This is a genomic window from Halocatena marina (assembly GCF_023276375.1).
In the GTDB taxonomy this organism is placed as follows: Archaea; Halobacteriota; Halobacteria; order Halobacteriales; family Haloarculaceae; genus Halocatena; species Halocatena marina.
In genome coordinates this window covers 326019-351843 of the sequence record NZ_JALLPK010000004.1, presented here as the reverse complement: position 1 = coordinate 351843, position 25825 = coordinate 326019, and the positions used below count along the sequence as shown (strand labels likewise).

The 25825-nt window shown below is 52.3% G+C and carries 23 protein-coding genes and 1 pseudogene; 11 read left to right on the top strand and 13 right to left on the bottom strand.

All coding sequences use genetic code 11. From position 1 onward, the window contains the following. Window positions 1–97: 97 nt before the first annotated feature. On the bottom strand, window positions 98–1141 hold the full coding sequence (locus MW898_RS24495) for a DUF8127 domain-containing protein (RefSeq protein ID WP_248910919.1): 1044 nt from the start codon (window positions 1139–1141) through the stop codon (window positions 98–100). A 381-nt stretch (window positions 1142–1522) separates the two neighbouring features. Here MW898_RS24495 and MW898_RS25895 point away from each other — a divergent pair, with 381 nt between their 5' ends. Continuing rightward, window positions 1523–2113, top strand: a complete 591-nt coding sequence (locus MW898_RS25895) for an NUDIX hydrolase N-terminal domain-containing protein (RefSeq protein WP_278000009.1) — start codon at window positions 1523–1525, stop codon at window positions 2111–2113. Between the two features lie 171 nt (window positions 2114–2284). Then, window positions 2285–2518, top strand: a complete 234-nt coding sequence (locus MW898_RS24480) for a hypothetical protein (RefSeq protein WP_248910918.1) — start codon at window positions 2285–2287, stop codon at window positions 2516–2518. An 81-nt stretch (window positions 2519–2599) separates the two neighbouring features. Here MW898_RS24480 and MW898_RS24475 read toward each other — a convergent pair whose 3' ends face one another. The 6 genes and pseudogenes from MW898_RS24475 to MW898_RS24450 form a co-directional block, all read right to left on the bottom strand. After that, window positions 2600–3412, bottom strand: coding sequence for a DUF6036 family nucleotidyltransferase (locus tag MW898_RS24475; RefSeq protein WP_248910917.1), 813 nt, complete (start codon window positions 3410–3412; stop codon window positions 2600–2602). After that, window positions 3409–4332 carry an ArsR/SmtB family transcription factor gene (locus MW898_RS24470; protein ID WP_248910916.1) on the bottom strand — a complete coding sequence of 308 codons (924 nt, stop codon included), beginning with the start codon at window positions 4330–4332 and terminating at the stop codon, window positions 3409–3411. The genes MW898_RS24475 and MW898_RS24470 overlap by 4 nt, the downstream gene beginning before the upstream one ends. Window positions 4333–4616: 284 nt before the next feature. After that, a pseudogene (locus MW898_RS26465) lies at window positions 4617–4700 on the bottom strand (TrmB family transcriptional regulator); the annotation flags it as partial. Between the two features lie 536 nt (window positions 4701–5236). Further along, window positions 5237–5539 (bottom strand): DUF7521 family protein, encoded by a 303-nt coding sequence (locus MW898_RS24460; RefSeq protein WP_248910914.1) that lies wholly within the window; start codon window positions 5537–5539, stop codon window positions 5237–5239. Window positions 5540–5616: 77 nt separating this feature from the next. Next, on the bottom strand, window positions 5617–5928 hold the full coding sequence (locus MW898_RS24455; RefSeq protein WP_248910913.1) for a hypothetical protein: 312 nt from the start codon (window positions 5926–5928) through the stop codon (window positions 5617–5619). 5 nt (window positions 5929–5933) lie between these two features. Further along, entirely contained in the window at window positions 5934–6281 is a 348-nt protein-coding gene (locus MW898_RS24450; protein ID WP_248910912.1) for a winged helix-turn-helix domain-containing protein, read from the bottom strand. Between the two features lie 259 nt (window positions 6282–6540). Here MW898_RS24450 and MW898_RS24445 point away from each other — a divergent pair, with 259 nt between their 5' ends. Next, a complete protein-coding gene (locus MW898_RS24445) occupies window positions 6541–6906 on the top strand; it encodes a hypothetical protein (protein WP_248910911.1) in 366 nt (121 codons plus the stop codon). Window positions 6907–7300: 394 nt separating this feature from the next. Here the strand turns inward: MW898_RS24445 and MW898_RS24440 are convergent, their stop codons facing one another. Beyond that, entirely contained in the window at window positions 7301–8338 is a 1038-nt protein-coding gene (locus tag MW898_RS24440) for a PDDEXK family nuclease (RefSeq protein WP_248910910.1), read from the bottom strand. 343 nt (window positions 8339–8681) lie between these two features. Between MW898_RS24440 and MW898_RS24435 the strand changes: the two genes are divergently transcribed. Further along, entirely contained in the window at window positions 8682–9206 is a 525-nt protein-coding gene (locus MW898_RS24435) for a hypothetical protein (RefSeq protein WP_248910909.1), read from the top strand. Between the two features lie 798 nt (window positions 9207–10004). After that, entirely contained in the window at window positions 10005–10490 is a 486-nt protein-coding gene (locus MW898_RS24430) for a GIY-YIG nuclease family protein (RefSeq protein WP_248910908.1), read from the top strand. Window positions 10491–10732: 242 nt separating this feature from the next. On the opposite strand, the gene MW898_RS24425 is transcribed toward MW898_RS24430, so the two are convergent. Both MW898_RS24425 and MW898_RS24420 read right to left on the bottom strand, forming a co-directional pair. Next, window positions 10733–11956: a hypothetical protein gene (locus tag MW898_RS24425; RefSeq protein ID WP_248910907.1), complete on the bottom strand. Its 1224-nt coding sequence runs from the start codon at window positions 11954–11956 to the stop codon at window positions 10733–10735. A 432-nt stretch (window positions 11957–12388) separates the two neighbouring features. Further along, window positions 12389–13765: a hypothetical protein gene (locus MW898_RS24420; protein ID WP_248910906.1), complete on the bottom strand. Its 1377-nt coding sequence runs from the start codon at window positions 13763–13765 to the stop codon at window positions 12389–12391. Window positions 13766–14609: 844 nt separating this feature from the next. On the opposite strand from MW898_RS24420, the gene MW898_RS24415 reads away from it, so the two are divergent. Then, window positions 14610–15557 carry a hypothetical protein gene (locus MW898_RS24415; protein WP_248910905.1) on the top strand — a complete coding sequence of 316 codons (948 nt, stop codon included), beginning with the start codon at window positions 14610–14612 and terminating at the stop codon, window positions 15555–15557. 238 nt (window positions 15558–15795) lie between these two features. On the opposite strand, the gene MW898_RS24410 is transcribed toward MW898_RS24415, so the two are convergent. Beyond that, a complete protein-coding gene (locus tag MW898_RS24410) occupies window positions 15796–16494 on the bottom strand; it encodes a hypothetical protein (RefSeq protein WP_248910904.1) in 699 nt (232 codons plus the stop codon). Window positions 16495–16603: 109 nt separating this feature from the next. On the opposite strand from MW898_RS24410, the gene MW898_RS24405 reads away from it, so the two are divergent. The 5 genes from MW898_RS24405 (at window position 16604) to MW898_RS24385 (ending at window position 23723) form a co-directional block, all read left to right on the top strand. Then, complete coding sequence (locus tag MW898_RS24405; RefSeq protein ID WP_248910903.1) at window positions 16604–16984, top strand: DUF7347 domain-containing protein; 381 nt, start codon at window positions 16604–16606, stop codon at window positions 16982–16984. 1403 nt (window positions 16985–18387) lie between these two features. Then, window positions 18388–19563 carry a M20 family metallopeptidase gene (locus MW898_RS24400; protein ID WP_248910902.1) on the top strand — a complete coding sequence of 392 codons (1176 nt, stop codon included), beginning with the start codon at window positions 18388–18390 and terminating at the stop codon, window positions 19561–19563. Between the two features lie 360 nt (window positions 19564–19923). Next, window positions 19924–21363, top strand: a complete 1440-nt coding sequence (locus MW898_RS24395) for a sodium:solute symporter family protein (protein ID WP_248910901.1) — start codon at window positions 19924–19926, stop codon at window positions 21361–21363. Between the two features lie 25 nt (window positions 21364–21388). Then, a complete protein-coding gene (locus MW898_RS24390; RefSeq protein WP_248910900.1) occupies window positions 21389–22480 on the top strand; it encodes a C45 family autoproteolytic acyltransferase/hydrolase in 1092 nt (363 codons plus the stop codon). A gap of 1 nt (window position 22481) precedes the next feature. After that, on the top strand, window positions 22482–23723 hold the full coding sequence (locus MW898_RS24385; protein WP_248910899.1) for a Zn-dependent hydrolase: 1242 nt from the start codon (window positions 22482–22484) through the stop codon (window positions 23721–23723). Between the two features lie 14 nt (window positions 23724–23737). On the opposite strand, the gene MW898_RS24380 is transcribed toward MW898_RS24385, so the two are convergent. Beyond that, window positions 23738–25000: an ArgE/DapE family deacylase gene (locus tag MW898_RS24380; RefSeq protein WP_248910898.1), complete on the bottom strand. Its 1263-nt coding sequence runs from the start codon at window positions 24998–25000 to the stop codon at window positions 23738–23740. 1 nt (window position 25001) lies between these two features. Beyond that, the gene (locus MW898_RS24375; protein WP_248910897.1) at window positions 25002–25757 is read right to left on the bottom strand and encodes an SDR family oxidoreductase; all 756 of its coding nucleotides are present in this window, start codon (window positions 25755–25757) and stop codon (window positions 25002–25004) included. Between the last annotated feature and the right edge of the window lie 68 nt (window positions 25758–25825).

The following is a 25825-nucleotide window of genomic DNA, read 5'->3' as shown; positions in this document are numbered from 1 at the left end:
GTCTTACCGATTCTCGCCACTAGACAGCAGTCGTTTCGTCGGGGAGTAGCGCGTTCCCAACGGCAGCGAGATAGGCGTCAGTGCCGTCATCCAGGGTCTACTGAGTCGATTCTCGTGACGCTGTCTGTGCGAATGCGTAGCCGTATCCGAACGGAACGACGCCGGTAACGAGCCCGAGGAATACGGCAAGTGGCCCGAAAACGAGTCCAGCGGTACCTTGGACGGCCGACATTGCCACCGTAGTGAGCAGCCCGATCCCGATTGTCAGTCCGACGAGTCTGAGCCACCGCCGCTGGGCAGTGAGAACACCCGCAACGACACCGGACGCGACGACGGTTGCACTTGCGGGACCGGTAACGAAGCGGGTAAGGGAGCCACTTTCAAAAAGGGCTGTCCCAAAGAGTGCTATCGGAACCGCGAGTGCGGCGACTGCGGTGGCTCGACGAACAGTCAACAGACGATCGCGCGTCGGATCGCGATAGCGGTACCCGAGAAGCCCCAGCGCAACCGCGACGTATCCACGTCCGACTGGCATAAGTATGAATCCGACAAAGATACTCACAATATGGATGCCCAGTGCAGCCTCGTTTTCGGGCGCGACGACGTAGTACGTCCCGTCCTGATGGTACAACCCCGGCCTGACGACCGGGCCGGTCGTGGTTCCCGTTTCGATGGCTGTTTGGACTTCGGGTGGCGCTTTTGCTACTGGACGGACGACGGAGGTGAACACCGTTTCGGGATCGGTCTGGCGCATCTGGATCGTTGCGTCTGTCGTCTCTCTGTGCGTCGACAGCGTCCAGACGTAGTAGCTTCCATTGTACCAGACGTACGGTGTCTCAACGTCCTCGATCACGATATGCAATTCCGAGGAAAGGGTTCCGTTGTAGGTGCCGGTTGCGGCGGCGGTTCGGATCGGTTGCTGATATTGGCTAGACGTATCCGAGAGTAGTTCATCGAGGTCGGTCACGTTGCTCGTCGCGTGTGTGACCAGTTTCGGATTCTCGCCAGGTTCGACGGGAGTAGCCTCATAGGTAATCGTTGCATCACCTGCCGTTGCGTGGAAGGCGAAACTGAGAGTACTGCCGACGATGAGCAGAAGAAGTATTGCGACTGTACGGATGGAGGGGAAAGAGCGGGACACGTATAGACGATAGATGAAGAACGTTTGAACGTTATGGTTCACGAGTCGTGGTATTCCACACTACTTGAGACCTCACGTGTCCGTTGACATTGATTCAGCCCTTCTACAACGGGAGCGACAAAAGCATGACAGGAAACGACCAGCTACCTACGAGATTGGTAGTCTAGCTCAGATACCGGAGCTTCTCGAGTAAATCTTGGCACTGAATAGACTCGCCCAGCTCCCTGAATGTACGGTAGCATATCGAATTTCTGTGAACACACCTTCGAAACAGTTGGAAGTGATCACCGAGTTCCTCACTCGCCGGCTGTGAGCGAGTGGCCGTCACGAGCGACTGAGCTGACGAAGAATTTTGTCGCATAGATGTGTGAATGAGTAATAATGGACATACTTCCGCTGCTCGATGAGCTTCGACTGCTCGCTCGGGACGGTCTCCGCTTTTCTGACGATCCGTACGACAGAGAGCGATATACTCGACTCATGGAGCTTGTCGAGACGTACTATGCGAAGACGCTGGAACTCCCGGAGGATGCGGTACAAGAACGCTTACAACGCAACCTCGGCTGTTCATTGAGTGCTGGGGCCGCGACTTTCGATGGTGACGAACAGATTCTCCTCATGAAGCGAACGGACAACGACAAATGGGGGCTTCCCGGCGGGCTTGTTGAACCACATGAATCGCCCCCGGAGGCAGCCGTCCGTGAAACACGGGAAGAAACAGGCTATGAGATTAATCTTCTCGAAATGACTACAGTGAACTTCCGGAAGCCGGGTGAGGATGGCCTCCCGCACCGGCACGTTCATTTTGTCTATCGGAGTGAGATTATTGGTGGGATGGCTCACCTGTCCGCAGAGGGGCAGGAACTGAAGCATTGGCGTCTCGATCGCGTTCCGTCCTGGAATGGCGAGGACAAAGAGTACGCACTGCAAGCACAACGACATCAGGTTGCTGAACGCACCGACGCTCAGTGACTAAGCGAGAGCGTGGACTCGCCGCACGCCTCTAGTGGCTGTTTCATTTTCTGAGACACTGACAGAAAGGCATGCATCACAATCCACACTCCGAGGGGTGCATCTCTCTTCATGAGTCGGAGTTGGCGAAGAGAGGAAAGCAATTTATCTCCAAATGAGTAGGGATAAATAATGCCCTCCAACAATTCGGATATCAGTCCTTTGATTGCTATTGGACCGATTCAGGTACTCAGCACTTCTATCAGTCGTCGGCTGCTCGGCATTATCAGTGTGCTCATTGGATACAACTTGATCGACTGGGCTGCTCACCCGCAAACGGTATTTGTTTCAGCTATCATACACGCTGCTATCGGAGGACTCATTTTATTCAATGGGCTGTCCCTCAGCGGGGTTCGGTTCCGTTAGACGGGGATATAGGCGAACAGAATGTAGTGGAGACAGGCTCACAGCGGATGGATGATCTCATTCCTCACTCACCCATCGCTGTCAGATCGTTGTTGAGCGGCGTTCGATCCGTCCATCGGTTATCGTGACTGCATCTTTTTCGTCCAGACGGCCCACGATCTCCTGTACGTCCGTTGTAATGTGGTTGAGCTCCTGTTGCAGGTCGGTCATCGATCTCGGTTCGTCGAGCGCATGAAGCACTTCGAGTTCCTCGTAGACGTGCTCTGTGATCTCCGCGATGGGATCGTGCAACGGTGTCGTCACGTTGTATTGCTCGGTAAGATCAGTTAACGCCTCGTTCACATACGTCACGAACAGTTCTTGCTCCAGAAGTTCAATCTGCGTCTCGAGTTCGGCTTCGATGAGGTCGAACTCGAGCCCGATCTGCAGCAACGAAAACATATCCTCGATATCATCCACCCGTCCAGCGACCGCTTTGAACAGGAAGATGTCCTCTGGGCTCACGAGTGCGACCACAAGATTCCCTGGGTCGAGATACTGCTCGCTCCGCTCACGGATCCCCGGAGAAAGAATCAGCTTGTCGATCACCTGCTGGTTGAAGATGTCGATTCGACATCCATCATCGTTCTCAAGGATTCGCTGGGCACCGAGTTTTTCATATGCTTCGTCCGGTTCCCGGACAACATCGTATCCCTGCTCGAGGAGCACTGCTTGTAGCTGACCGAGATCCTCACCAGACGAGACGACGAGATCGATATCCTTAGTTGTATTCTTCAGATTACGGAACGCCATCGACCCACCACCGATCAGGAAGACGGTGAGTGGCTCGTCGAGGTGCTCACCGATTCGTTCGAGTTCCGACCGAATGTATGAGCTGTCGAACCGTGCCCTCATGCTGTCACCCCGTACTCTTCAGCCAGTTCCTGAAAATCCTCCCACTCCGGAAGTCGAGACGTTCGCTGGTCACCGCTGGTGTTGAGATACGTGCAGAGCTCGTCGACGACGTCATCGACGTCGTACTTGACGGCTTGAGAACGTAGCTTGTCGCGGTCGATGTCAATGTGACTGAGTAAGAGCAGGCAGTATGATTGCGTCCGTGCTCCCGAATCGATCACGAGCATATGACAGCACAACGTCTCCGGCGAGAGGTCCTCCGTCGTCTCCGAATAAAGGTAGTATCGGCGATCACGTGCCAAGAGCGGCAAGTCATATCTTTGGAACTGATCTGGTCCCGTCGGGGTGAAATTTTCGTCAACGATCTCGGTATCTGTCTGTACAAGGAACTCATCGAGGGACTCCCACAGAATCGTGTACGTGTTGATCTGCGCTTTGACGGTCTGTCGATGGGTTTGATGTGCAAGTTCTTGAGCGAAGACGCTCAGCTGTTCGAACCCCTCATTCAGTGCGTATGTGTTATCATCGGTCTGGTAGACGATTCCGCGGTGCTGAAGCGGGGAAAGAGCACGGTGGACGGTGCTCCGATGGACGTCGGCGCGGCGTGCAAGATCGGTCGCAGTGCGTGGGGTGTCGAGGTAGTAACAAACACGGAGTGCTGACCCAGACAACAGCTCCGGCCAATCAATATGTGAATACTGCTGCGTGAGATTTCCGAGTAACTCGAGGGCCTTCGTATCTGACAGTCGAATCTGCTTTGTTTTCCCCTGTCGGCGTATCTTGACAAGGCCAGCCGTTCCGAGCCGGGTGACGAGTTCTGAGGTGTAGCTGAGACTCCGATCGAGATTCGTTGCGAGTTCAGAGACCGTCATCTCACCACGGAGGACGATGAGGGCACGGAACTCGCCTTCAGTGAGCATACTGTTGCATAATTACGAATCAATGTATAAATAACTTCGCTGTTTTGCAACAGTTGACTGGCTTAGTCGAGATGGAGCACGACGTCGACATGTCCCGACGGGGGTGAGCAAGCACCTCGACGTTTGTGAGGAGGCTAGCGTAATCGCTCTCCTTTAATCACACCCGTATCAATAGTGATAACTATCAATCGTCTGGGAGCGGGGGGTAACCATGCAAGACCTTAACAACTGCCGCGATAATGTGCTGTGCCAGCGTCCCCCGCTGTCGGTCGAAGTCTCGATATTTGATCGTGGTGACGTACCAAATCGCGTTCTTCGAGCCGGGAGAGGACAACACCCACGCTCCCGCGTGCAACACCTGTCATCTCCGAACAGCCAGTACAGGAATCCATCGAGATCACCACAATTCAAGCAACGCAGCAGGGAGCGACAGTGACAATCTTGATGGCGAGCTCGTCAGATCTCAAGGAGAACAGGGCCAAAACTATACATTCAATACCTACACTCTCGGGACAGGCGAGACGGTTTACTGAAGCAGTTCTGAACAACACTTGATCCCGACACGGTGGCCATCACCAGCGATGTGAGGATTCTCACTGACACAAGATCGTACCAATCAAGCTGAAGATGTGACGCGGTTCGCGAACGTCATGTCTTGCCTTACTCACCAGTACATTTCCGCCGGAGTGAGGAGAGATGGGTCGATCGCACCGATTTATCGAGAAACATCAACATCACACAGTGGTGAGAGACCATAGTAGCTCACTGTTCAGAAAGCTGATTTGACCTTATGTAATAATTGACCTTTGCCGAAGATCGTCTGTTACATAAGACATCACTATAATGTGAGAAATCCCGCACACTCTGTCAGGCGTGTCAGAAACACGGTTCAGAGGATGCGTTCCTATGTCCGGGTGAATGCATACAGGATGACAACGAGTCCAAAGATGATGAGAAACAGAACGACAATGTTCACGTATGATGAGACGAGTGCATCCGTCAATCGCAACCCTCCCTCGACCACGACTGGAATCGTGGTCAAAAACAGAATTCCGACAGTCAGAAACAGCAGCGTCCGATTGTCATTTCGCACGTATCCACGGTAGCCTTGATATGCGATGACGACACCACCAATGGCGAGGAGTCCGGCGGTACCAAGCCGAATTGCGACTGTATCGATGATGAGCGGTGTGATTACGTCAGTCATTGAAGTCTTTCATCAGTTGATCGATGTCGGCATCGGTTCCGGTGACGCTGTTCGATGCAATCCGGTCAGGGGAAGTATTATGAGTCATAAATTGTCATAATAATGACTATAACGCCGAGGAGCCGAACAAGATTGGCTCCCGTCGTCACGATCCAGCCAGGGACGGCTGTGAACAGTGTGAAAGCAACATTGACACTGCCTGCTACCCCGCTCAGGAGCAGGATACCTACTGTGAGCAACGCGATACCTCGATCGTTCGACACCCGATAGCTTTGGAGGCCTTTGACTCCGACCACGAGTGAGAGGACGACAGCCACAAAAAAACTGATGAATAACAGCACTACGACTACCGTTTCGTCTGTTATCGATTGGAGCGGCAGTGAGATCATTTCTGTTACTTCATCTCCTCAACAAGATCGGAGAAGCGGTCAGCTGCGCCCTGCTTCGTCCGGGTTATTTTGACAGTGTATGTTCCGTTCGTGAGGTCAATAGATACTCGTTCGAGCCGAGCTTCGTACGTCTTGTAGTGGTTCCCGTCGGGAGCGAGTTGCTGCTGGGCCGTGAGGAGATCGTGCTCCTGTAAACGTTCGATCCGGCGATAAACCGTCGGCAGCGATGCATCACAGTGCTCGCTCAGCATCTTTGCAGATCTCGGTTCAATACTCGTCTCAGCAAGTATATCACGTGCATACGAATCATCGAGTAGGTCGGCGATTTCACTGAACTCACCATTCGTGGTCATCGGCTGATTGCTGTCCTCCCGACAATTGATCCCGTGATCTGTTCTCGTCGTGGAACCACGTCACATTTGGACAATGATGGGTAGTAATAAAAGTAGATGGGAGTACTTTCCAACTCAGAAGTCGCCCACTTCCTCTTATCATATGACCGATACTATGTCTGATTGTGTTAGATAATGGTAGTAATGGACGCTTCGAGAAACGCTCACACGGTAGGCTGTCTGCTCGGCAACAACTACACAGAAGACGGAACGACATCGCATGAATAGATCACAGAGGGTTGGTTTGAACGCACTCTACGGAATTGTTGGGTTGATCGGAGCATTCCTCTTGTATTGGGGACTCACGAGTATCGTCACGCCAGGCTATGACGTCTCGATCACAGTTTCTTGGCTCGATCAACTGCTACTCGTTGCTGGTCGGTACATCTGGATTCCAGCCGTCGGGGTATTGTTTCTTACAGTCGGGATATCGCCTGTTATCGCCGCCGGGGCTCGAAAGAGTCGAGTCGCTCAGATCCTCATCGTGGGAATCGGAATCCTCTTCCTCTGTTTTGGCGGGTTCTTCGGCCTTCTCTCTCTCTCGATATTTTCTTTGGATTCATCCACATCTCTCCTCTGCTTCTAACCGGAGTACTCATAGTCGCGATTGCTCTCGGTTTTCCCGAACGAATACCGAGAACAGTGTATCCATCCTGATCACCAAACAGTAGTATCGACTCTATTTACAGCCACTGACGTGACGACAGCTCTACGTGCTGCTCGCTCTATCTTCTTCATGATTCACGAGAAGTTGGTTCCGAACGGTTATACGGATATCTTGTACATGGGATGAGTAGTGAGGGACGGCTCGATTGCGTCGACGCTCGGTTGACAGAAGGCTTACCGTGCCACCGTCGACCAAGCACGAAGACAATCAGGGCGACAAGCAATACGCCCGTGATCAACTCCACAGCGATGACGACCAAACGCTACTGCTCGTCAGGATTGTCGAACTTATCACCAAAAAGCCAGATCACATCTTACTCTCCAAACACGAGGCTCTTTGTGAAATCGATCCAGTCGGCGTCCGCCAGTTCGTCGTCGGGTACACATTTGATTTGCAGCCGGGTTCGATTCTCTTGGAATGCAGTATCTATTCCAACCCGCTCACAGTCGTCGATGAGGTTGGCTGCTGACTCAAGAAGATCATCTTCGTCGTTAATCGAAAAATCACGAATATCGACCTGCACCGAATGTGCCCGCGTTCGCAATAGTAGTCGATTCGTCCCCTCCACCCGAAATGCAATATAGATTTTTTGTGTCCAGCTTGGGCCATCCAGACCGTTGATCTCGCTAAGCGAATTGACCAGCTGTTGAACGAGTGCAGCGGTATCTTCATTCGTTCGTTCTTCGAGGTGCCAACGCTTGCCATCGATCTTCCACGGTTTGTCGGACGGAGTGTCGCCGGTTTCGAATTTCTCTAAGTCAGATGTCGGGACGAGTGTCTTCGAGTCGAGATAGAGGTTGTCTGTCTCGTCCTTGAAGATCGAAAATTGAACGATGCTGGTATCGATTCCCTGCTCTCTCAACCAGAGCACAACGCTCCCGATACGTTCACGAACCTTGTTTCCGACCAGAAAAACCCGCTGCGTTCCATTGAGCTCATAGTCATCATCACAGAATTCTTCAAGCGTTTCTGCAAAGGACGCATCTTCGCCGTGAAGATCGCTCCCCCATCTGGACTGTAAGAACATCTCAAACTGCTGTTTAATATCATCATACGACCAACGAGAGACGTATGAGACGTACTTCAGAGCCTGAAAATCAACCGATCCGCGAAGAGACCCACGTTTGAGTTCAATAACGACAATGCTCCCTGCACGGTCGATCGTGAGAATATCGACTCCATCACGTAGATCTGCAACGCCAACCTCCCGACCGATCACAAGAAGATCTTCACCCAGTATTTCGGCGGTATTGTCAACCACCCACTCGCGTAGATCATTCTCATCGAGTTGTTCTGCACTTAATTCGGTGGTCGTGAGTTCGGTCGCTTCTCCTCCCTCGATTCTGAGCATATCTATTTAAAACACGAAATCATCTTTAACTCTGACTATACTACTGCTTATCACATTAAGAAAGCTAGTTTTGATAGATCAGAAAATAGCTATATCGTCGAGATTTTTAAGAACTATAATGCTAGCGATCGTTCAATCAGTCAGCAGGATTCCTTCAGAAATCTACTCGTCAATTTTTGCCATCCTTTCTTTGCCCCCATGCTTTCGGCCCAGATCGAAATCAACGGTTGACTTGATTGGAATATCAACGAGCTGTGAATGCGTGATTCAACCATAGTATGGCGATTCGCCACGACCAAGAGAACAGATGCTTTTATATTCATTTACATAGTTGAGAGAACTAATGAAGGAGAAATACAACAAATTAGCCATAGGTGTTCTTTGTCTAATTATTCTTATGAGTGGATTTGCTGCATATTTCACTGGTGTATATGATAGTGTCAGTGTAACAGTACCAGTAGCACAATTGGTTATTATTCTGTCACTCGTATCGATAATTGTGTATCAGTTGTATGCCATAAGGAAATATAAAGACATTATTGAAACGTATGAATCAATATCTGACCAGAACAAGCTTTTATTTTTAATAAATTTCATATCTGTTTTATTTCCAATTAGCACAATAAAAGTTCTCTTGGACGAGCACAAACTCATCACGGGTTTGATCGAGCCGTCCGAGGCGACACGATCACTCTGCCGTGCTGTGGCGATCGTCCAGCTTCCGCTGAAGGATGAAGGATTTGTTGTGATACTTCGGGGCAGTCGGCAGATATCCACGCTGTTTATCGGCTGTAACTGGGAGTGGGATATCGATATCGAAACCCTCCTCGATGATCTCACTGGAGCAGACGTACTGGAACTCGGGTGAGAGCCATGATACCGTGGATCTCACTGACTGTGGCGCACATGTGACTGAGGTCGACCTCTCCCACGAGTAGTTAGAGCATGCAGTGAGCCTCGTTGCGGCCCACGACGTCAACCGGCAGAAGATAAGTAACGTGTACAATGCTCTCTCCAATGCTGGATGCACTGTCGAACGGATGATCGAACCCGGATCGCCTGACCCGGCCAATCACGATCTAGGACCGTGGGGGGAAATCCCCTCCGGAGTTGCGAGCAAAGCTGCCGAACGTTTTCATCATCAAAGCGCGGATCCGAGGCTGATCGGTCTCTCTTGGTGTCGACAGCTCCGTGGGCGGTGTTCACCGATTAGCGCCCCTAAGATCGGTTAGGACGAAAGGACTGGGCACGATGGTGTATCGAGCGTGTTCACCATACTGTAGATCGCTTTCGGATCGGTGATGACCCCGTGAATCTTTGCAGTGGGAGCAGTGTTCGCGACCTGGACGACTCCTCGGCGGAGTGTGATTTTCTTCGGGACTTGTATAATAGATAGTGAACCGATGCCATCCGAGAATTACATAAGGTCAGATCCATCAGCGCTCGGTTCGGTTGAGGCGTACATCCTCGTCGGAAACGGTGGAGAAGGATCTTCTGCTCGCATTATTTAAATCTCCTGTCATACATGGTGAAGTGAAAGCTGTGCGAGGAGCCACAGCATGCTCTATAGAGGCCAGCCTCTCTGTGATGTTCATCGCCGCAGTATCGATCATGGAGTTTCTCACTTACCCCTTACTATTATTACATAACATCACAGACAATATGTATGGAAACCAAACTCCCTTCAAATCCGACGTATCGAGAGACGGCGCGCCTCCTGACGGAGTCTGTTGAGGCAGAGGAGACGTATCTGTATCTCCTCGAATGTGAACGACCGAATGAAACCGTCCAGACAATGATACAGCGGGCTGAGAGCCACTCATATTACAATACAGCGCCGTCGTGGATGGAGATCGCCCTCAGAGCACACCACCTCGTGTACGTGGGGCAAACTGAGAACCCAATCGGGCGAATCACAACCCACGCTCAGGGTACCGACGACGCGGCGCTGTTCACGCGCCTGTTTCCACCACATGCAGTTCGCCAGCTCAAGCGTTGTGACTCACGCGATGACGCCCTGCGACGAGAAGCCCTCCTACGACAGCGGCTCAACGAGGCGATCGAGAAGCTCTTTGCCTACTCCGATCTGGAGGGCGACGAAAACTGGTTTACAACGATCGATGACAGCGATACAGCTGGCGTCGTTGGGTGAGTTCGAGACACGCTCGAAGCCTGCCGACTTGTGTGATAAGTCGGTAACAAACGTCACCATCATTCCAAAATCGGCCCGCTCACAGGCTGACTCGCACCCGAGTTTCTCTCGTTCGCTAGATATTTGGTGTATACTTATCAGAGAAATCGGCACTCACTGACACCGAGTGTATGTTATCCCACGAGTCGCCCGTGTCGCAAGACAGGCAGCACTGATCTCGAACAGAATTCCGTCGAGTAACGTTACGCGCGGCGGCGAGAGCCCCATAGTCCGACACCGACGGCTGCAAGCGCTGACAACACCCCAAAGCCGGGGCCATCAGTTGCGGTCGAGTCCTCGGGTGATGTGCGCTCTGCGGACGCGGTTGTAGTCGCCGCTTCGGTCGGGTTCGATTGGGTCAACGGAGGCGTCGTCTGGGATGCTGTGTTCGTCTGTGAGCGCGGGTTCGTGCGGGTTGCAGTCGGTGTTGTGTGCGTTGCCGTGTCCGTTCGGGTGTGAAGTGTTGTCTCGGACGGCGTGCTCGTGGGCGTTTGTGTCGGTGTTTCGGTCGCTTCGTCAGTAGCATCCGAATCGTCGTCCACGGTGGACCCGGAGACGTCAACGGAGACCTCGTACGACGTTTTCTCGTCGAACGTATTGATCGTCGATATTTCTTCGTACGGATTGACGCGGAGGAAGTGCGTCCCGGTTGTATTCGCCGTGTAGATGAACTCGTGCTCTCTCCCGATCGTTTCGCGTGCAACGGCGTAGTCCCGATCGAGGTACGGATCGAGCATCACGTTGCTCGCGTTCGGCCCGACGAGGTACGTGTACGGCCTGAATCCGCTGTTCTCGTAGTCGGCGGTGACGGTGATGGTTTCTCCTTTTTCGAGGTCGAGCGCGTACGTATCTCGATCAGAGCCGCTCAGCATGCCGGAGATCGTCGCGTCCGGGTCGATCTGGGTCGCCGTGTTCGGTTGCTCGTTCGGGTCGTCCATATCGAGTTCGTCCGCCTCGATAGTTAACTCATAATTAGTTGGTTCACTGGAATTATCTTCGACGGGTTGTACCCGGACGTAGTATACCCCAGACTGTTCGGCAACATCACCGCCGTACGCCGTATTTCCCGTGGCGAGTTGCATGGTTTGATAGCCGGGGAACATCATATCGAGGGGATGCTCGCCGATCTTCTCACCATCCGGATCAAAGAGGTCGAATCTGAAGCTTTTCTCAGTCTCCGTCGTGATGGTGAGATTGGCAAAGATACTCTGTCCCGCCTCGATCTCGACGGCGTACCAATCGACATCATCCGGTTCGATCGTTCCAGTCGCAGTCTGTCCGACATCGATGGTCGTGGCGGTCGTTCGGCTGTCATTGCCGTCCGAGCTGCCGGTAGCCAGCACGCTGGCGGGAACGCCACTCGCCCCGATAACGGACACGACGAGCAGGGCGGCCAACAGTCCGACAATCAGTCGTTTTCCTATCATAGTAGTATACGTTCATCGAAATAGCTCCCGCAGACCATGAGATGACGGGAGACTCTTAGAAGCATATCGATAACTCGACAAGTACGTAATAGGTTTTGTGGCCGGGTATATCGGTCGTAATTGTCGTGCGAGCGGTTTTATGGGTTGGTCACCGATGTTGGGCTACCTGTCTCAGCACTCCACAGCTCTGCTTCCTACTCCGGTTTCACGATTCTCTATAACCGTGAAACTCACTGAGACCAGTGCTGATTGCGTGTTTCTCCACATGTCTGCAACTCTGGGCTACTCACGACCGTTTTACTTTGTCAATAAGGGAACGACTACTGACAAGGTTGTGTGCTGGCGTAATCGGCACATCTCCCCGTCTACGGAGTGAAAGCTGTCACAGTGAGTAGCCCCTTGACGTATCTAGTCTCACAGGAGGTAAGAGAGTCAGGAGTGATCGCGAAGGTGCATTGCTGCGCCACCAAGTATTGCTCCAAGGCCCACTCCCGCAAGGAATGGCTCTGTCCACTGCGGAGCCGTGGGAAGAGAAATATCACCAGACTGCTGTCCGGTGGACTCGGACACGTTCCCACCGATTTTCGCAAGCCAGGCCCGAGGCATCGATCTGGTATCATCACTGTGGTCGCCGCCAATGAGTAACCCGCCGTCAGATGTCGGTAGCGCGTCGAACCCGCGGGTGTAAGCGCCGTCGGTATACGTTGCCTTCCACAATGGACGGCCGTTGGACCCAACTCGCACTCCCCATGCCCCGCGAGTCGTTGAGTCCACGAGTTCGCGTGTGCCGATAAGGATGTAGCCGTCACCCACGGGGACAATACTCCGCAGCCAGTTGTAGGTCTCCTGTGGGTAGGTTCGCTGCCACCGCGTTTCACCTGTTGCGTCGAGCGCAACGAGCCAGCCGACGCCGTCGTCGGTCCGAGAAAACGATCGCCTCCCGAGGCCGACAACGCCGTCTCCAGTATGTGGCGCGAGAGCCCCAAATCGGTCGCCATGTTCACCCGCAAACTGCCGCCGCCATACGACCTCGCCATTGCGGGTGAAGCGGGCGATCCATGCGTCTTCCGTGCGGCCGTAGTCGTCGGCAGTGGCCGGGCTATCCGATCCCGCGACAACTATCTCGTTTCCGATCGCCGCGATGCCGGTGGCCTGCCCCTTGCGGTTGGTCGGTGCGGGATGCCAGTGCCACTTGACAGTGCCGCGTTTGCTGACCGCCGCGACCCACGGCTGCTCGTGACTGCTGTCTACGACAGAGCCTGCGACTGCGTACCCATCCGATAGCCGTACAATAGCATTCGCCGTGCCCCCAGCCTTCTCGGCTTGGTAGGTTCGCATCCAGTCTACGTCTCCGTCGGTGGTCATGCGGACGAGCCACGGGTCGCTATAGCCCTCGCTGGTCGACGTGGGGGGCTCATTGGTCACTCCGGCGAGGACGGCTCCACCATCCGGTGCCGGAGCCCCGTCTACGAAGTAGCTCGTTTTAACGCCGAGAGTTTGCTGCCACCGCTCGCGGCCTGCAGTATCGACACTGGTGATCCACCCGCGAGATCCGATACCCCCCGCGACTCCAGCGAGCATGAATCCATTGTCGAGAGCCACGATGGTTCTGGTCAACACGTGGCTGTTACTGTCTCTACCAGCGGAGGGTGCATAGGTACGGGACCATGTTATCGCTGGAGCGTCTGTATCCCGGATGGGTTGTGCGAGAGCGCCGGTCGCGGGGAGGGTGGCCGCGCCAAGCGCTTGAAGGACTCTCCGTCGGGAAACCGTTGGGGATGTGAATTTGGTTTCGTCTGCATTTATCATTCGTAGTAGGACTTTCTTATTACTGTCATGTGGGGTGACAGTATAAGCGTAAACCCTCGAACCACTGGTCAGTGCGTGGTTTTGACAGCAAGAGACAACATCTCCGTAAGAGGATATCCCACACGACTCATTCAAAGCATTTCCGCACCGTCCCCGATCGACCACTCACTCGGATGTCGTCGTGTGATCTACGAGCCTCTATGGCCTACGGAGACTAAAGGGTCAACTGGATACGTATGAGTCCTCAAATCCTATTGTCTAAGCGTAGGAAGGGAGTGGCGGATTTCGTGTTTCTACATAAACGTGAAATTCGCCGCTAAGTATCCGCTAAACCGCCTGTATTCGATACCCAGACAGCATCGGCTCGACATGAATTACGGCTACCAACTAAAGAGGCGGGGGGAAGGTTCATACGATTCAACAATCACTTCGATGATAATTTGAGCACTGTTGACGAGCGTCCAACTGTATTAGATGCCACCGGATTGCACAGATACTCCATACCACTGACCTACTTTATCATATTCTCTATTTCATATTTTACAGAATCGTGAAAGTCAGCCCTGACCAATCCTTTGCACCGTCTGAGTTCTCCATCATCATAGAGTCGGCACAACGAGATAGCGTTGAACGGCTCAGGCTGAAACGCTAGTGTACCCTATCAATTAACATTCTCTCGTCTATCGCTGAAGACGGGGCATTTCTCGTCCAATGTTTGTTCTTCCTTCGATGGGAAACGCTAGTGCTTATGGACTGCTTCCACTATATTACAGCAAACCGACGGTTTTTTACTAATCTATAATAAGAGTATAACGCAATTATGCCTTCTTCAGTAAGGAATCGTGTGAATGGCCTTCCAACGTTCGCTGCCCTTGATTCCTACGCGGTTCTTGAGAAAGAACGGCGGGGTGCAAGTATACAAGTCGATGAGAGCTACTTTCGTAGCCAGCTGAAAGCGATCGACGCCATTGACAGCGTTGAGTTAACGAAACGGCGTGAAATAATAACTCAATCATACGACTTATACGATAATATCCAAATCGATATTGATTCATTCAACAAAGAAAATATCCAGATAGCCTCGTCGAGGTTTCGACAGATTCTACAACAGATGCCAGAAGCCCAGTATCTAAAACACAGCTTTCCAAAGACTTGTTTTGTCGTTCCTGAGTGGCTGCGTGCGCAAGGCAGAGTCAAATATGGCGCACGTGTCTACTTCTTTCGTGAGGATTCGGCTCCGGATCCGGATGAGATTATACAACGAAATATTGAGGCAATCGTGGATGACAAGCAGGGTGATTTTGCCCAGTATCAAGGCCGTTTGCATGGCTATCCAGACTGCTGTATTGATTATTTTTCGTCGTATAACCGTCAACGGGATGCAGCTCCCGAAGTAGAGGCGGTCGAACCGCTCTCAGACGCTATCAACGATAATGTACTACAGGATGCTTCCAACTCATCTGCGTCAATCGAAGAATTTTTTGAGGGCATATTTCAGCTTCCGGATATTTATGCGTTTTTTGCGCGTGAGTTCTACCCAGAACCGGACTGTACTCAGGCACGGAAGCACGGGATATCCATTTATGATGTCCTCTGTGACGGATGTCCAGAGACACTTATCAAGGATTTCTTCAGGATTAATGCGGGATGGAGTTATCAAATGGCACATAGCATTTCATCTCCAATCGAAGCGTCGAAACCATCACCTGGTTCATTTGGCCGTGAACATCTCTTATTTCACTTACCATTTCTATCAGTGCGCTCCCTTCCAGAATATTTTGGCGGGAGTTGAAAATTAATTATGTCTGATAGCCATACTCTCAGTTCACAATAGGTAGAAAATGTAATAAGTTGATTGTATTGGGTATGGGATAATCCCGACTCTTGGCACTGTCTCGTTGGGTCTGTTTGGGGAACGATTGATTTCCCTAAATTTGTAGAAGCCAACAGTTCGGCTGTTTTGTGCTCCAGCGCGATTGTGCGGTCGCAGAGCGGCAGCGAGTGCAGGAGCGCGTCGGTAGCGGAGAACACTACTCCACGGTCGCTTCGCCAGTTGGGGCTTCTTCAAGCCATTGCTCTAGGTCCTCGCGGTGCGATTTCCACTCGCTGAGGAGGCGCTCATATTCCGCACGAGCGGCCTCAGCACCGCGATACGCAGCAATGGATTTCACACGATTTTGCATCGCAGTCAGACACGCGTCAGTTTCATCATACCAATCATATCCGGCCTGAGCCATCAGATAATGAATAACAACCCAGTATCCGTATCCATCGATCACTTTGTCTTTGCTAGTAGGAGCGTCGTCAGTGAGGAGTGGCAGGGGCTCGGTGAACTTCTGGCTATACTCAAGCACAAACCGCGTGACAAGCGGCTTCAGCCGATAGTCCCACTCACCAGCCACCTCACCCTTACTATCCCGTTGCTGAGCAAGAAGGCTGTCGCCGTCTGCCTGAGGCTGGTTCACCGTCCAGTCTGTGAGACCTTCGAAAGCATTCCAGCGAGGGGCTTCAGCCTCGACGAGCCGGTCGAGATCTCCCTCGACGTTGATATAGATTCCGCCATCCGGTCCTGCGTCATATTCAATGTACTGGCCGTACCGCCAGAACCAGCCGGTCTCGAAGAAGTCGCTGGCCTCGAAGCGTTCCCAGGCATTGGGCAGGTACTCTCGCACAAATCGGGTTTCGGCATCGATCGATTCGAACTGGAACCAGATAAGCCGGCCTGACATAGATTCAACATCGATAGGTGAAATTATAGCATTTTCGCGAATTTTATTTCTGTTCTACATTCTACACAACTCCAGAAAGTATGTCACATAACTCAACGGAGCTACCATCATGAGCAATGATAATCGCACACCGAGGGGCGCAGATGCATTGTCTGTACTTGCCAATGAACATCGTATTGAGATACTCCGAGTGCTTGCTGACGCTGACGAACCACTTGCGTTCTCCGATCTTCGGAAATCTATCGGGATGGACGATACTGGTCGATTTAACTATCATCTCATGAAACTCTGCGGACGGTTCGTCCGCACGACCGACAGTGGATACGAACTGGGTCACGCCGGCGAACGAGTGGTACTCGCGGCCGCTGGTCTTGACCCAGATGGTGTAAAGGCGCTTGCCGAACAGGCAACCACAGACGACAAGGAGTGTCCCGTCTGCGGTGAGGAGGACTGTGGACGGGTAATTCACGTCCATTTTTCTGGAACCTGAATCTTGATTCCTGAACCCGATCCTATTGAATAATGATGGGATGTACTATTTGTCGCTATACGTTTCTCCAAGTGATTGTTTGGATGATATACAACGGCAACATGACACTTACTTAGGGCTAGCAAGCGCGCGACTCCACACACTCATTCTGTTCGGGGGAACAAGCGGAAGGCTAAAAAAGAAAGCCAAAATCCTCAGCAGGGAGACGGCCTTCTCTTCATCTATACTATCATTGAAGATGACAAGCGTATTCCTGACGGAACCTTTAGGATGACTGTGGAACCTGTCGAGGGGCAAGGATAGCTTCCACAAACGAAGGCAGCAAGTATCGGAGGCGGTCACGAATCGTCTGGGGATGTTTATCGAGGGCGTCAGCGAGCGAGAACGTGGTTTCGCGCCCGCCTTGAGCTGTGCCAATAATCGAGATACAGAAGAATGGTATCATCCTCGTCCTTGGTGCCTAATTGTCGCTGTTTCGGTGAAGTAGGTCTATCACTGTCACAGGGAACTCCTCACTCCGACGGAGATGTCTTTTAAGCAAAATATGATAGAATATTCACAAAACGTCGTGGCCTCAACTTGGTTGGTACGACCCTGTGTCAATGACAATTGGATTGTTCAGAATCATCTACGATCTGGACCAAAGCATCGTCGACAGGTATGAGAGGTTCTTGTGTGGGCTTCAGGAATTTTATCAGCAAACAGGGCACGATCACCGTTCCTTGACTGAATGACCCTTTTGGAGGGATTCCAACTATGGATAATCCTCCAAGATTTTGGTCATCCATCGTCACAAACATAGTATTTGTGATGGTTAGTTGCTAGTTGACTGAATTGAACTTTCTCGCTATCATATGAGCAGCGATCGGCAATCATATGTAATCGCTACCGTCGGGTTCGGATGTATCCTTCCGGGGGATGCCACAGAGCTACTAGTCATATAATGGCTCGTGCCTGACTTCGTTCTAACCTAAACTGAATCTCTCTACCTTCAGGCTAGTGAAAATACCCTGACTGCGTCGGGATTAGGATTTCTCTCCTATGCAATCACAACGCACAACACAAATTCGTCGAGCGAGGTTGATTTTGCATCATCAACTGATGCGAAAGTCATCTGGATGGTTGAGGACTTGTACGATGATTAAGCCATATATCACAGTTACTACTACCTCTCTTTGCCTGTGAGTGTATAGATGACAGAAAGTTTTCCGAGCGTTTACCCTCATCTCAGTCGATACGGTGCATCAATCCATATACAAATTTCTTTGTATACCATATTTCTTTGTATGCTGTTCTATACTATTGTATATATCTCGTATTTTGTCCTACCTATTTATAATTACCAACATATTATAGAAAAATAATTAAAATGATTTTTCACAAGTGCTTGCATATGTTCGTGTATGTCACACACTGGGCAAACTGGAAAAATTTCATCACTTATTGGTGACTTAGTACAAATCGAGACGGAGAACCCACCGGGCAATGAGACGAAATGCGCGGAGTATATCGTCGAGTGGTTCGATGAACATGGAATTGATGCGGAGTTAGTGAGAAAACCTTACACAGATCGGCCGCAAGTCGGTGCCCGCGTTGGAGAGGGTACTCCAACGCTCGTCTTGAACGGCCACATTGACGTCGTTCCTGCAGGAGATACCGACGAGTGGACCCACGACCCGTATGGGGCCAAAGTTGAAGATAGTTCTCTATACGGTCGAGGGAGCGTCGATATGAAGACGGGGGTCGCGATCGCAATGCTGGCAACCGCGGAACTCGCAGACGAAATTGAGGCGAATGAGCTTCCAGGATCAATTGTGTTCCACGCCGCTATTGGCGAGGAGACCGCCGAACCTGGAACGAAGACCCTACTGGAGCAGGGCTATGACGGCGACTACGGCGTCGTACTCGAACCGACCAAGATGCGAACAGCGACAAGCGAGAAAGGGTTGGCTTGGTATGAGATCACGGTCTCAGGTGATCCCTCACACGCGAGCCGCCCAGATCAAGGTGCGAACGCTATCCAGCACGCACAGCCCGTTCTCGATGCACTTACTGACTACGACGAGAAAGTGCGGACCCGCGAGGATGATCTCCTCGGTCAGGCGTACGCGACAGTAACGATGTTCGAGGCAGGAACGAAAGAAAACGTCGTCCCTGAACGTGCAATAATCACAATCGACCGGCGCTTCCTCTCTGAGGAGCGTATACTGGATATCGACACAGAGATAGACGATCTTCTCAGCCAGGTCGCCGCCAATCACGATATCGAGATATCGTGGGAGCGTACCCGGACGTACAAATCGGCTGCTATTGACACAGACAGCTCTTTCGCAGAGGTATTTCGGCGCCATTCTGCCAAAGTTGCAGACGTATCAACTGATCCATGGGGAGTCAACGCATCGACTGATGTCCGTAACTTCATTAATGACGCTGACACCGAGGCCATTACCTGGGGACCGGGCGACATCTCACAGGCCCACACGTATGACGAACATGTCGATTTGGCAGCTGCCAGCGACGGTCTCACTGCGCTCCTCGGTGCGGCACGGGAAGTACTCAATGGCGATGTAGAGTCGTAGCCTGGATAGGACACAGCTCATCAGAGATCTCCCCTGACCTAATATTGTATCAAGTTAGACGGGATGGTAGGAAATTTTCCTCCTAAACAAATATTCTATCGGAATTGGTTTCGACAACACCATTACATTTATAAGGCATTACGACGATGCGATAGTTAGAATCACTCATGACAGTATTTGGCATGCCAGAATCAATGTTCTTAGTATTCCTTGCGACTCTTCTCGCAGGGAGTCTAGGAGCGTTACATTATGCAATTGTCCACATAATACTTGGGAAACCAATAAACGAAGTCAAAAAGGATCATACCATGGAAGGAAACGGCTCCAGAAGAGACCGCACGACAGATGGAGGTCGTACCGATGGCAGAAGTTAATTCATTCTACCTCGGGACATTCATCGTATATCTTCTCATTGTGCTTGCCATCGGCGTTTGGGGATACACCAAGACTTCAGACGTCATGGACTTCTGGGCGTTCGGCAAGGACATGGGACCGTGGCTAGCCACATGGTCATTTGTCGCAAATTTCGTAAGTGCAGTTAGTGTTATTGGATTCATTGGTGCGGTCTATGGCGGGGGTTACTCGCTGATGACCCACACCATCTTTGGGTTGATGCTCGGGACGAGTGCGCTCTACTTCGCAGTTGACCGGGTACGTAATCTTGATTTGTTGACTTTTCCTGATATAATCGCCAGTGTGACAGGCTATGAGATTGCCCGTCCTATCGCGGGTGTGGTATTGCTCGGTAATGGGTGGCTCTACCTGATTATGCAACTAGTCGGTGCGAGCCTTTTGGTCACTACAATCACTGGTGTTCCCTACGAGTACATGGTGTGGGTCATCGGTATTGTTTTCATTGCCTACACTGTACTCGGTGGGCTCGTTAGCGTTGCATGGACCGATTTTCTACAAGGGACACTCATGGTCGGTGCGGTGTTACTTTCGCTTGGATACATGGTATTCGATCTCGGGGGGTTTACCACCATCAACCAGCAGTTCGCCATGCTCGACTCCTCATACGTACATCCCACAAGCGAGGGTGCGTACACTGCTATTGGTATCGTCGCAACGATCGTCGCCTTCTTTGGAACAATTTTCACAGAACAGAACAATATCGTTCGCATCGCTGCAACGAGGGACGTCAAGACAGCGAAGCTCCATCTTGCTGCAGGCGGTGTGATTCTGTCTGTATTCTATTCAGCGCTTGTCCTCCTCGGCGGCGCTACGACAGTTGCGCTCGACTCAAACGGACTCGCTGTCCAAACGCAAGATGCAGCGTTCCCCACGCTCATCACTGAATACGTCCCTTCTAGCGTTGGAATTGTTATTATTCTCGCAGTTATGAGTGCTATTCTTTCAACAACGGACACACGTCTACACTCGACTGGCATCACCACTGCGCGAGATATCTATAGCTATTTCCGTCCAGATGCCAGTGATGACTCTCAGCTTCGTGTATCACGAGCTGCAACCATCGTCTTCGGTCTCGCGGCGACTGCGGCAGCAGTCAATCCACCAGGAACTATCATCGAACTCTACAACTTTCGGGCAGTTTTACTGACTAGTGCGTTCCTCATTCCAGTCTACTTTGGACTCTACTGGGTCGGATTGAGCGGACGGGCAATCCTCATATCTGTCACCGCTGGCGCGATACTCGGCGTCGGAACCGAATTGACTGGCGGTCTGTTTGGCATCCCGTCGACTTTCATCGGGGTTGGTACGGCAACACTCGTACTTCTCATTAGCCATATCATCCTCCCAGGTACCGAACCGAAAGGCGGAGCAACAGTCAATGACTGATCGCATAACGACTTGATTTAATCAGATGGACGAACTTCCACACGTTTCACTTTCGGGAACAGCGCACGAGTGTGGCGTAATCCACGGAGAAACGTTCGCCAACGAGATTCGCCAGAACGTCTCAGTGTATCTCGATCGATTTGCCCACCACGGCGTAGACGAACAGACGGTGCGTGAGCAGGCTGCTAGGTTTCTTCCGCGCATCGACGAATGGAATCCCGACTACGCTCAGGAACTACGTGGCATTGCTGTGGGAAGTGGTGTTTCAGAAGTGGAGATAACACTCCTGAACGTTCGCTACGAAGTACTTTATGCCGCCTACGCGGACGAGAATACCGGCGTAGACGGCTGTACTAGCTTCGGACTCCTGCCGGAGGCGACAGCTGATACCCACACGTATGTTGGTCAGAACTGGGACTGGGCTGAACCCATCGCAGATACACTTATTGTCACAGAACATTGTCGAGAGCAGGGACCAGACCATCTCGCGGTGACAGAAGCCGGTATCGTCGGTGGAAAGATGGGCGTCAACGAACATGGAGTTGGGTTAGTCGTGAACGGTCTCGTCTCGCCTAATGATGGTGACGATCCCTTCAGAAAGCCGTTCCATGTCCGCTGTTGGGAGGTGCTTGAGGCAGAGCGATTCGACAATGCACTCGAACCAGTTGTCGCATCACCACATGCCTGTTCGTCGAATTTCGTCATCGGTCATGCTGACGGTGAGGTGATAGATGTCGAGGCGTCACCCGATCGAACCGGATATGTTTATCCACGCAACGGTGTCCTCACCCACGCGAACCACTTCATCACCGATGGTTTCGAGAGTCGCATGGAGCGCCAACTACCGGATACACTATACCGGGCACGTCGACTCCAACGGACACTTGATCAGCACTCCGGCGATCTCGATGCAGAGAGCATTGAATCGGGACTCAGCGATCACTTCGGTCGCCCGTCCAGTATTTGTCGACACGTCAACGAGGATGCACACCCACAGGAGCGTACCCAAACCAATGCCAGCATAATCATTGACCTCACAGATCAAACACTGCGCGTCACGTGCGGGCCTCCCTGCGAGAACACCTACAGTACGTATCGAGTAGGAGGTGTGACATAACATGACACTCTACCTCGACCGTGACCGCCTCGTCGCGACGATGGAGGAGCAGGCGACATACGGTGCCACCGAAGACGGTGGCTTGCATCGACTCGCGCTTACCGAAGCCGATCGCGAAATCCGAGATTGGTTTGTCGATCAACTCCGGGCAGCTGACCTCTCGGTCCGCATCGACGAGTTTGGTAATATCTTCGGCCGACGCGAGGGAAGCGACCCCGATGCCCCACCAGTGCTGCTCGGCTCGCATCTAGACTCCCAGCCAAACGGTGGTATCTACGATGGAGCACTCGGCGTAGTCGCAGCTTTAGAGTTTGTCCGCACACTGAACGACGAAGATATCGAGACGACCCATCCAGTTGAAGTTGTGAACTGGACAAATGAGGAGGGATCACGCTTCCAGCCAGCAATGCAGGGTAGCGGTGTTTGGGCCGGAGTGCATGACATCACGGCCGAACGCGCGAAGACAGACGACGATGGCAGTATGCTCTGCGAAGCGCTCGATAGCATTGGTTATCACGGAACTGCACCGGCAGCACCGAACACCGAGTACGATGCCTATCTCGAACTCCACGTCGAACAGGGGCCGAAGCTCGCCGAGGCTAGTGCGGACGTTGGAGTTGTCACTGGCATCGTCGGATTCACATGGGGTAGAGTCACGTTCTATGGCGAGGCTGATCACTCCGGACCAACGCCGATGCACCGCCGCAGCGATGCCTTCGTGGCTGCTGCCGATCTGATTACTGCAATTCGCCGCATTCCTGGAACACTCGGTGACCAAACGGTCGGGACCGTTGGCTACGTCCATGCCGAACCGAACTCTATCAATGTTATCCCTGGAGAAGTAACGGTGACGTGGGGTTTTCGCGACCCCGATGATAGAATCGTCGAACAGGCGTACCAACAGGTACTCACTGAAGCTGAACACGCGGCCCAGAGGGAGGGGGTCGACTACGAAACCGAAGAGCGCATGCGCGCGCCGGCTGTTTCCTTCCCAGACCGTCCCGTTGACGCCGTTCGTCAGGCTGCCGAAACCCTCGACACTCGATCCCTTGAATTGGTCAGCGGGGCAGGGCACGATGCGACTCACCTCACATCAGTATGTGATACTGGCATGGTATTCGCAGTTAGTGAGGGTGGAAAGAGCCATTCACCGTCGGAATTCACCAGCAGCGACGACTGCTACGAGGCGTCAAACGTTCTCGCGAATGCGGCGCTAGCGCTTGCGACTGAAGCGACAGAGTGAGCCGGGCCTACAATTCAGCTAGTGACACCCATCAGATCGGCTGTTGATGCAGCCATTACCTTCGCTGCGGTCACGATCTCATCGACGGGGATGAATTCGTCAACGACATGGGCTTGTTCGAGCAGCCCAGGACCGTAGACTATGCACTCTTCGATACCCGCGTTGTTGACGACGAACCGCTGATCATCAGAGCCAGGCGAGACCACGTGATCTGTCTCATCGTAGAACTTGAGGATGTTCTCAGTATACGTCTGACTGACCGTGCAGTTTTCTGGGACACTTGCCGGTTCGGCGAACATGATTTCGTCGTACTCAAACGTCCGGCCTGTTGCGGATTCGGCGGTGTTCATTAAATCGCGTATCTCCTCACGGGCCTTCTCGACAGTTTCACCAGGGACGAGCACGCGGTAAAACGTCGCTTGACACCGATCAGGAACGATGTTTTCGGAGTAACCAGCGTCCATCATCGTCACAGAGATATCCGCGTGGCGCGATTCTGGAGGCGTAACTGGAAGATCAGTCGTTCGAACGTGGAGCTCGTCCTCATACGAATCGACTCGTCTGAGGAAGTCGTTCATCGCCATGACGGCATTTTCGCCATCGTGGGCCATGCAGCCGTGAGACTTCGAACCGTGGGCAGTGATATGGAATTTCAGGACGCCCCGATGACCGAGACAGATTCGGGAGGAATCGAAGCACTCCGTATAGACGCAGTAATCAGTATTCTCTGGGGAGATGTATCCCTCGTCTACAAGGTATCCAAGTCCAGTGAATCCACCCGTTTCCTCGTCGACAGTCATACTCTGGGTAACCGACCCGTGGAGATCGATGCCGGCAGCTGCGAGCGCATCGATCGCAAACAGACTAGCTGCGATGCCAGATTTCATGTCACTGGCACCTCGTCCGTAGATGTTGCCGTCCTTAACAATTGGGTCGTAAGGATCGTGGCTCCAATCTTCGCCCGCGGGAACAACGTCAAAGTGGCCCGTGAAGTGGATGTCTGGTCCCGATCGCTCGCCCACCTTCCGTCCTAGCACGTTTACGCGCTCGTGATCGGTCCGCGTGGGATAGTGCTTCGCGACGACTTCGTCTGGAACGGAGACCGTCTCAACATCGTATCCGCGGTCGGACAATTCGTTGGCGAGAAATACTGCGCCGTCCCGGTAGTTTCGCCCAGGTGGGTTCTCGGTTTCGATAGCGAGGAACTCCCGTACGAATTCGACGATGTCATCTTCACAGTCCTCGACCGCGTTGTAAATGTCTTGTTTGGTAACCATCTCAAATATCCCGTCCCCCGTCTACCTCAAGCACAGACCCAGTCACCATCGACGCCTCCTCGCTAGCAAGAAAGGCGGCTGCGCTGGCGATATCCGCCGGTTCGGCCAGTCGACCCAGCGGGATAGTTTCGGCCATCTCACTGACACTCAGGTTGGCGCCCGCAAATTCTGGAAGCATCTCGGTGTCAGTCGCGACTGGACAGATTGCATTGACTCGGATCCCATCTTCGGCAAGTTCATGTGCCAGCTGCTTTGTGAGAGTTATCATTCCGCCTTTGGAGGCTGCGTATGCTGAAAGGCCCGTTCGAGGTCGAATACCTGCCGTAGACGCTGTATTGAGAATAACGCCTCCCCCCTGTTCACGCATATATGGGACAGCGTTCTTAGCACCAAGGAACGCACTCTTTAAGTTGACATCCTGAATACGATCCCACGTTTGTTCGCTCACGTCTTCGACTGGTGTCGATTCTTGAGGAATTCCAGCGTTGTTATGGAGAATATCGATACTCCCAAACTCATCAACGGTCCGCTCGATACATGTCGCTACAGCTGTGGGATCCGAGACGTCAGCCGTCATCCCGATAGCTGTGCTGTCACTAGCTATGTCATCTATATTCGAAACTGTCTCGTCAGCTGCTTCGCTATCAAGATCAACAACGACGACCCGAGCGCCACGCTCTGCGAACAGACGAGCTGTTGCCCGGCCCATTCCAGATCCCGCGCCAGTGATGACCGCTGCTTTGTCGTCTAACACCATGATCCATAACAGTCATATCCATCCATCAAAGTATCGGACAGAATTCGAATGTATAAGCGAATAATAGT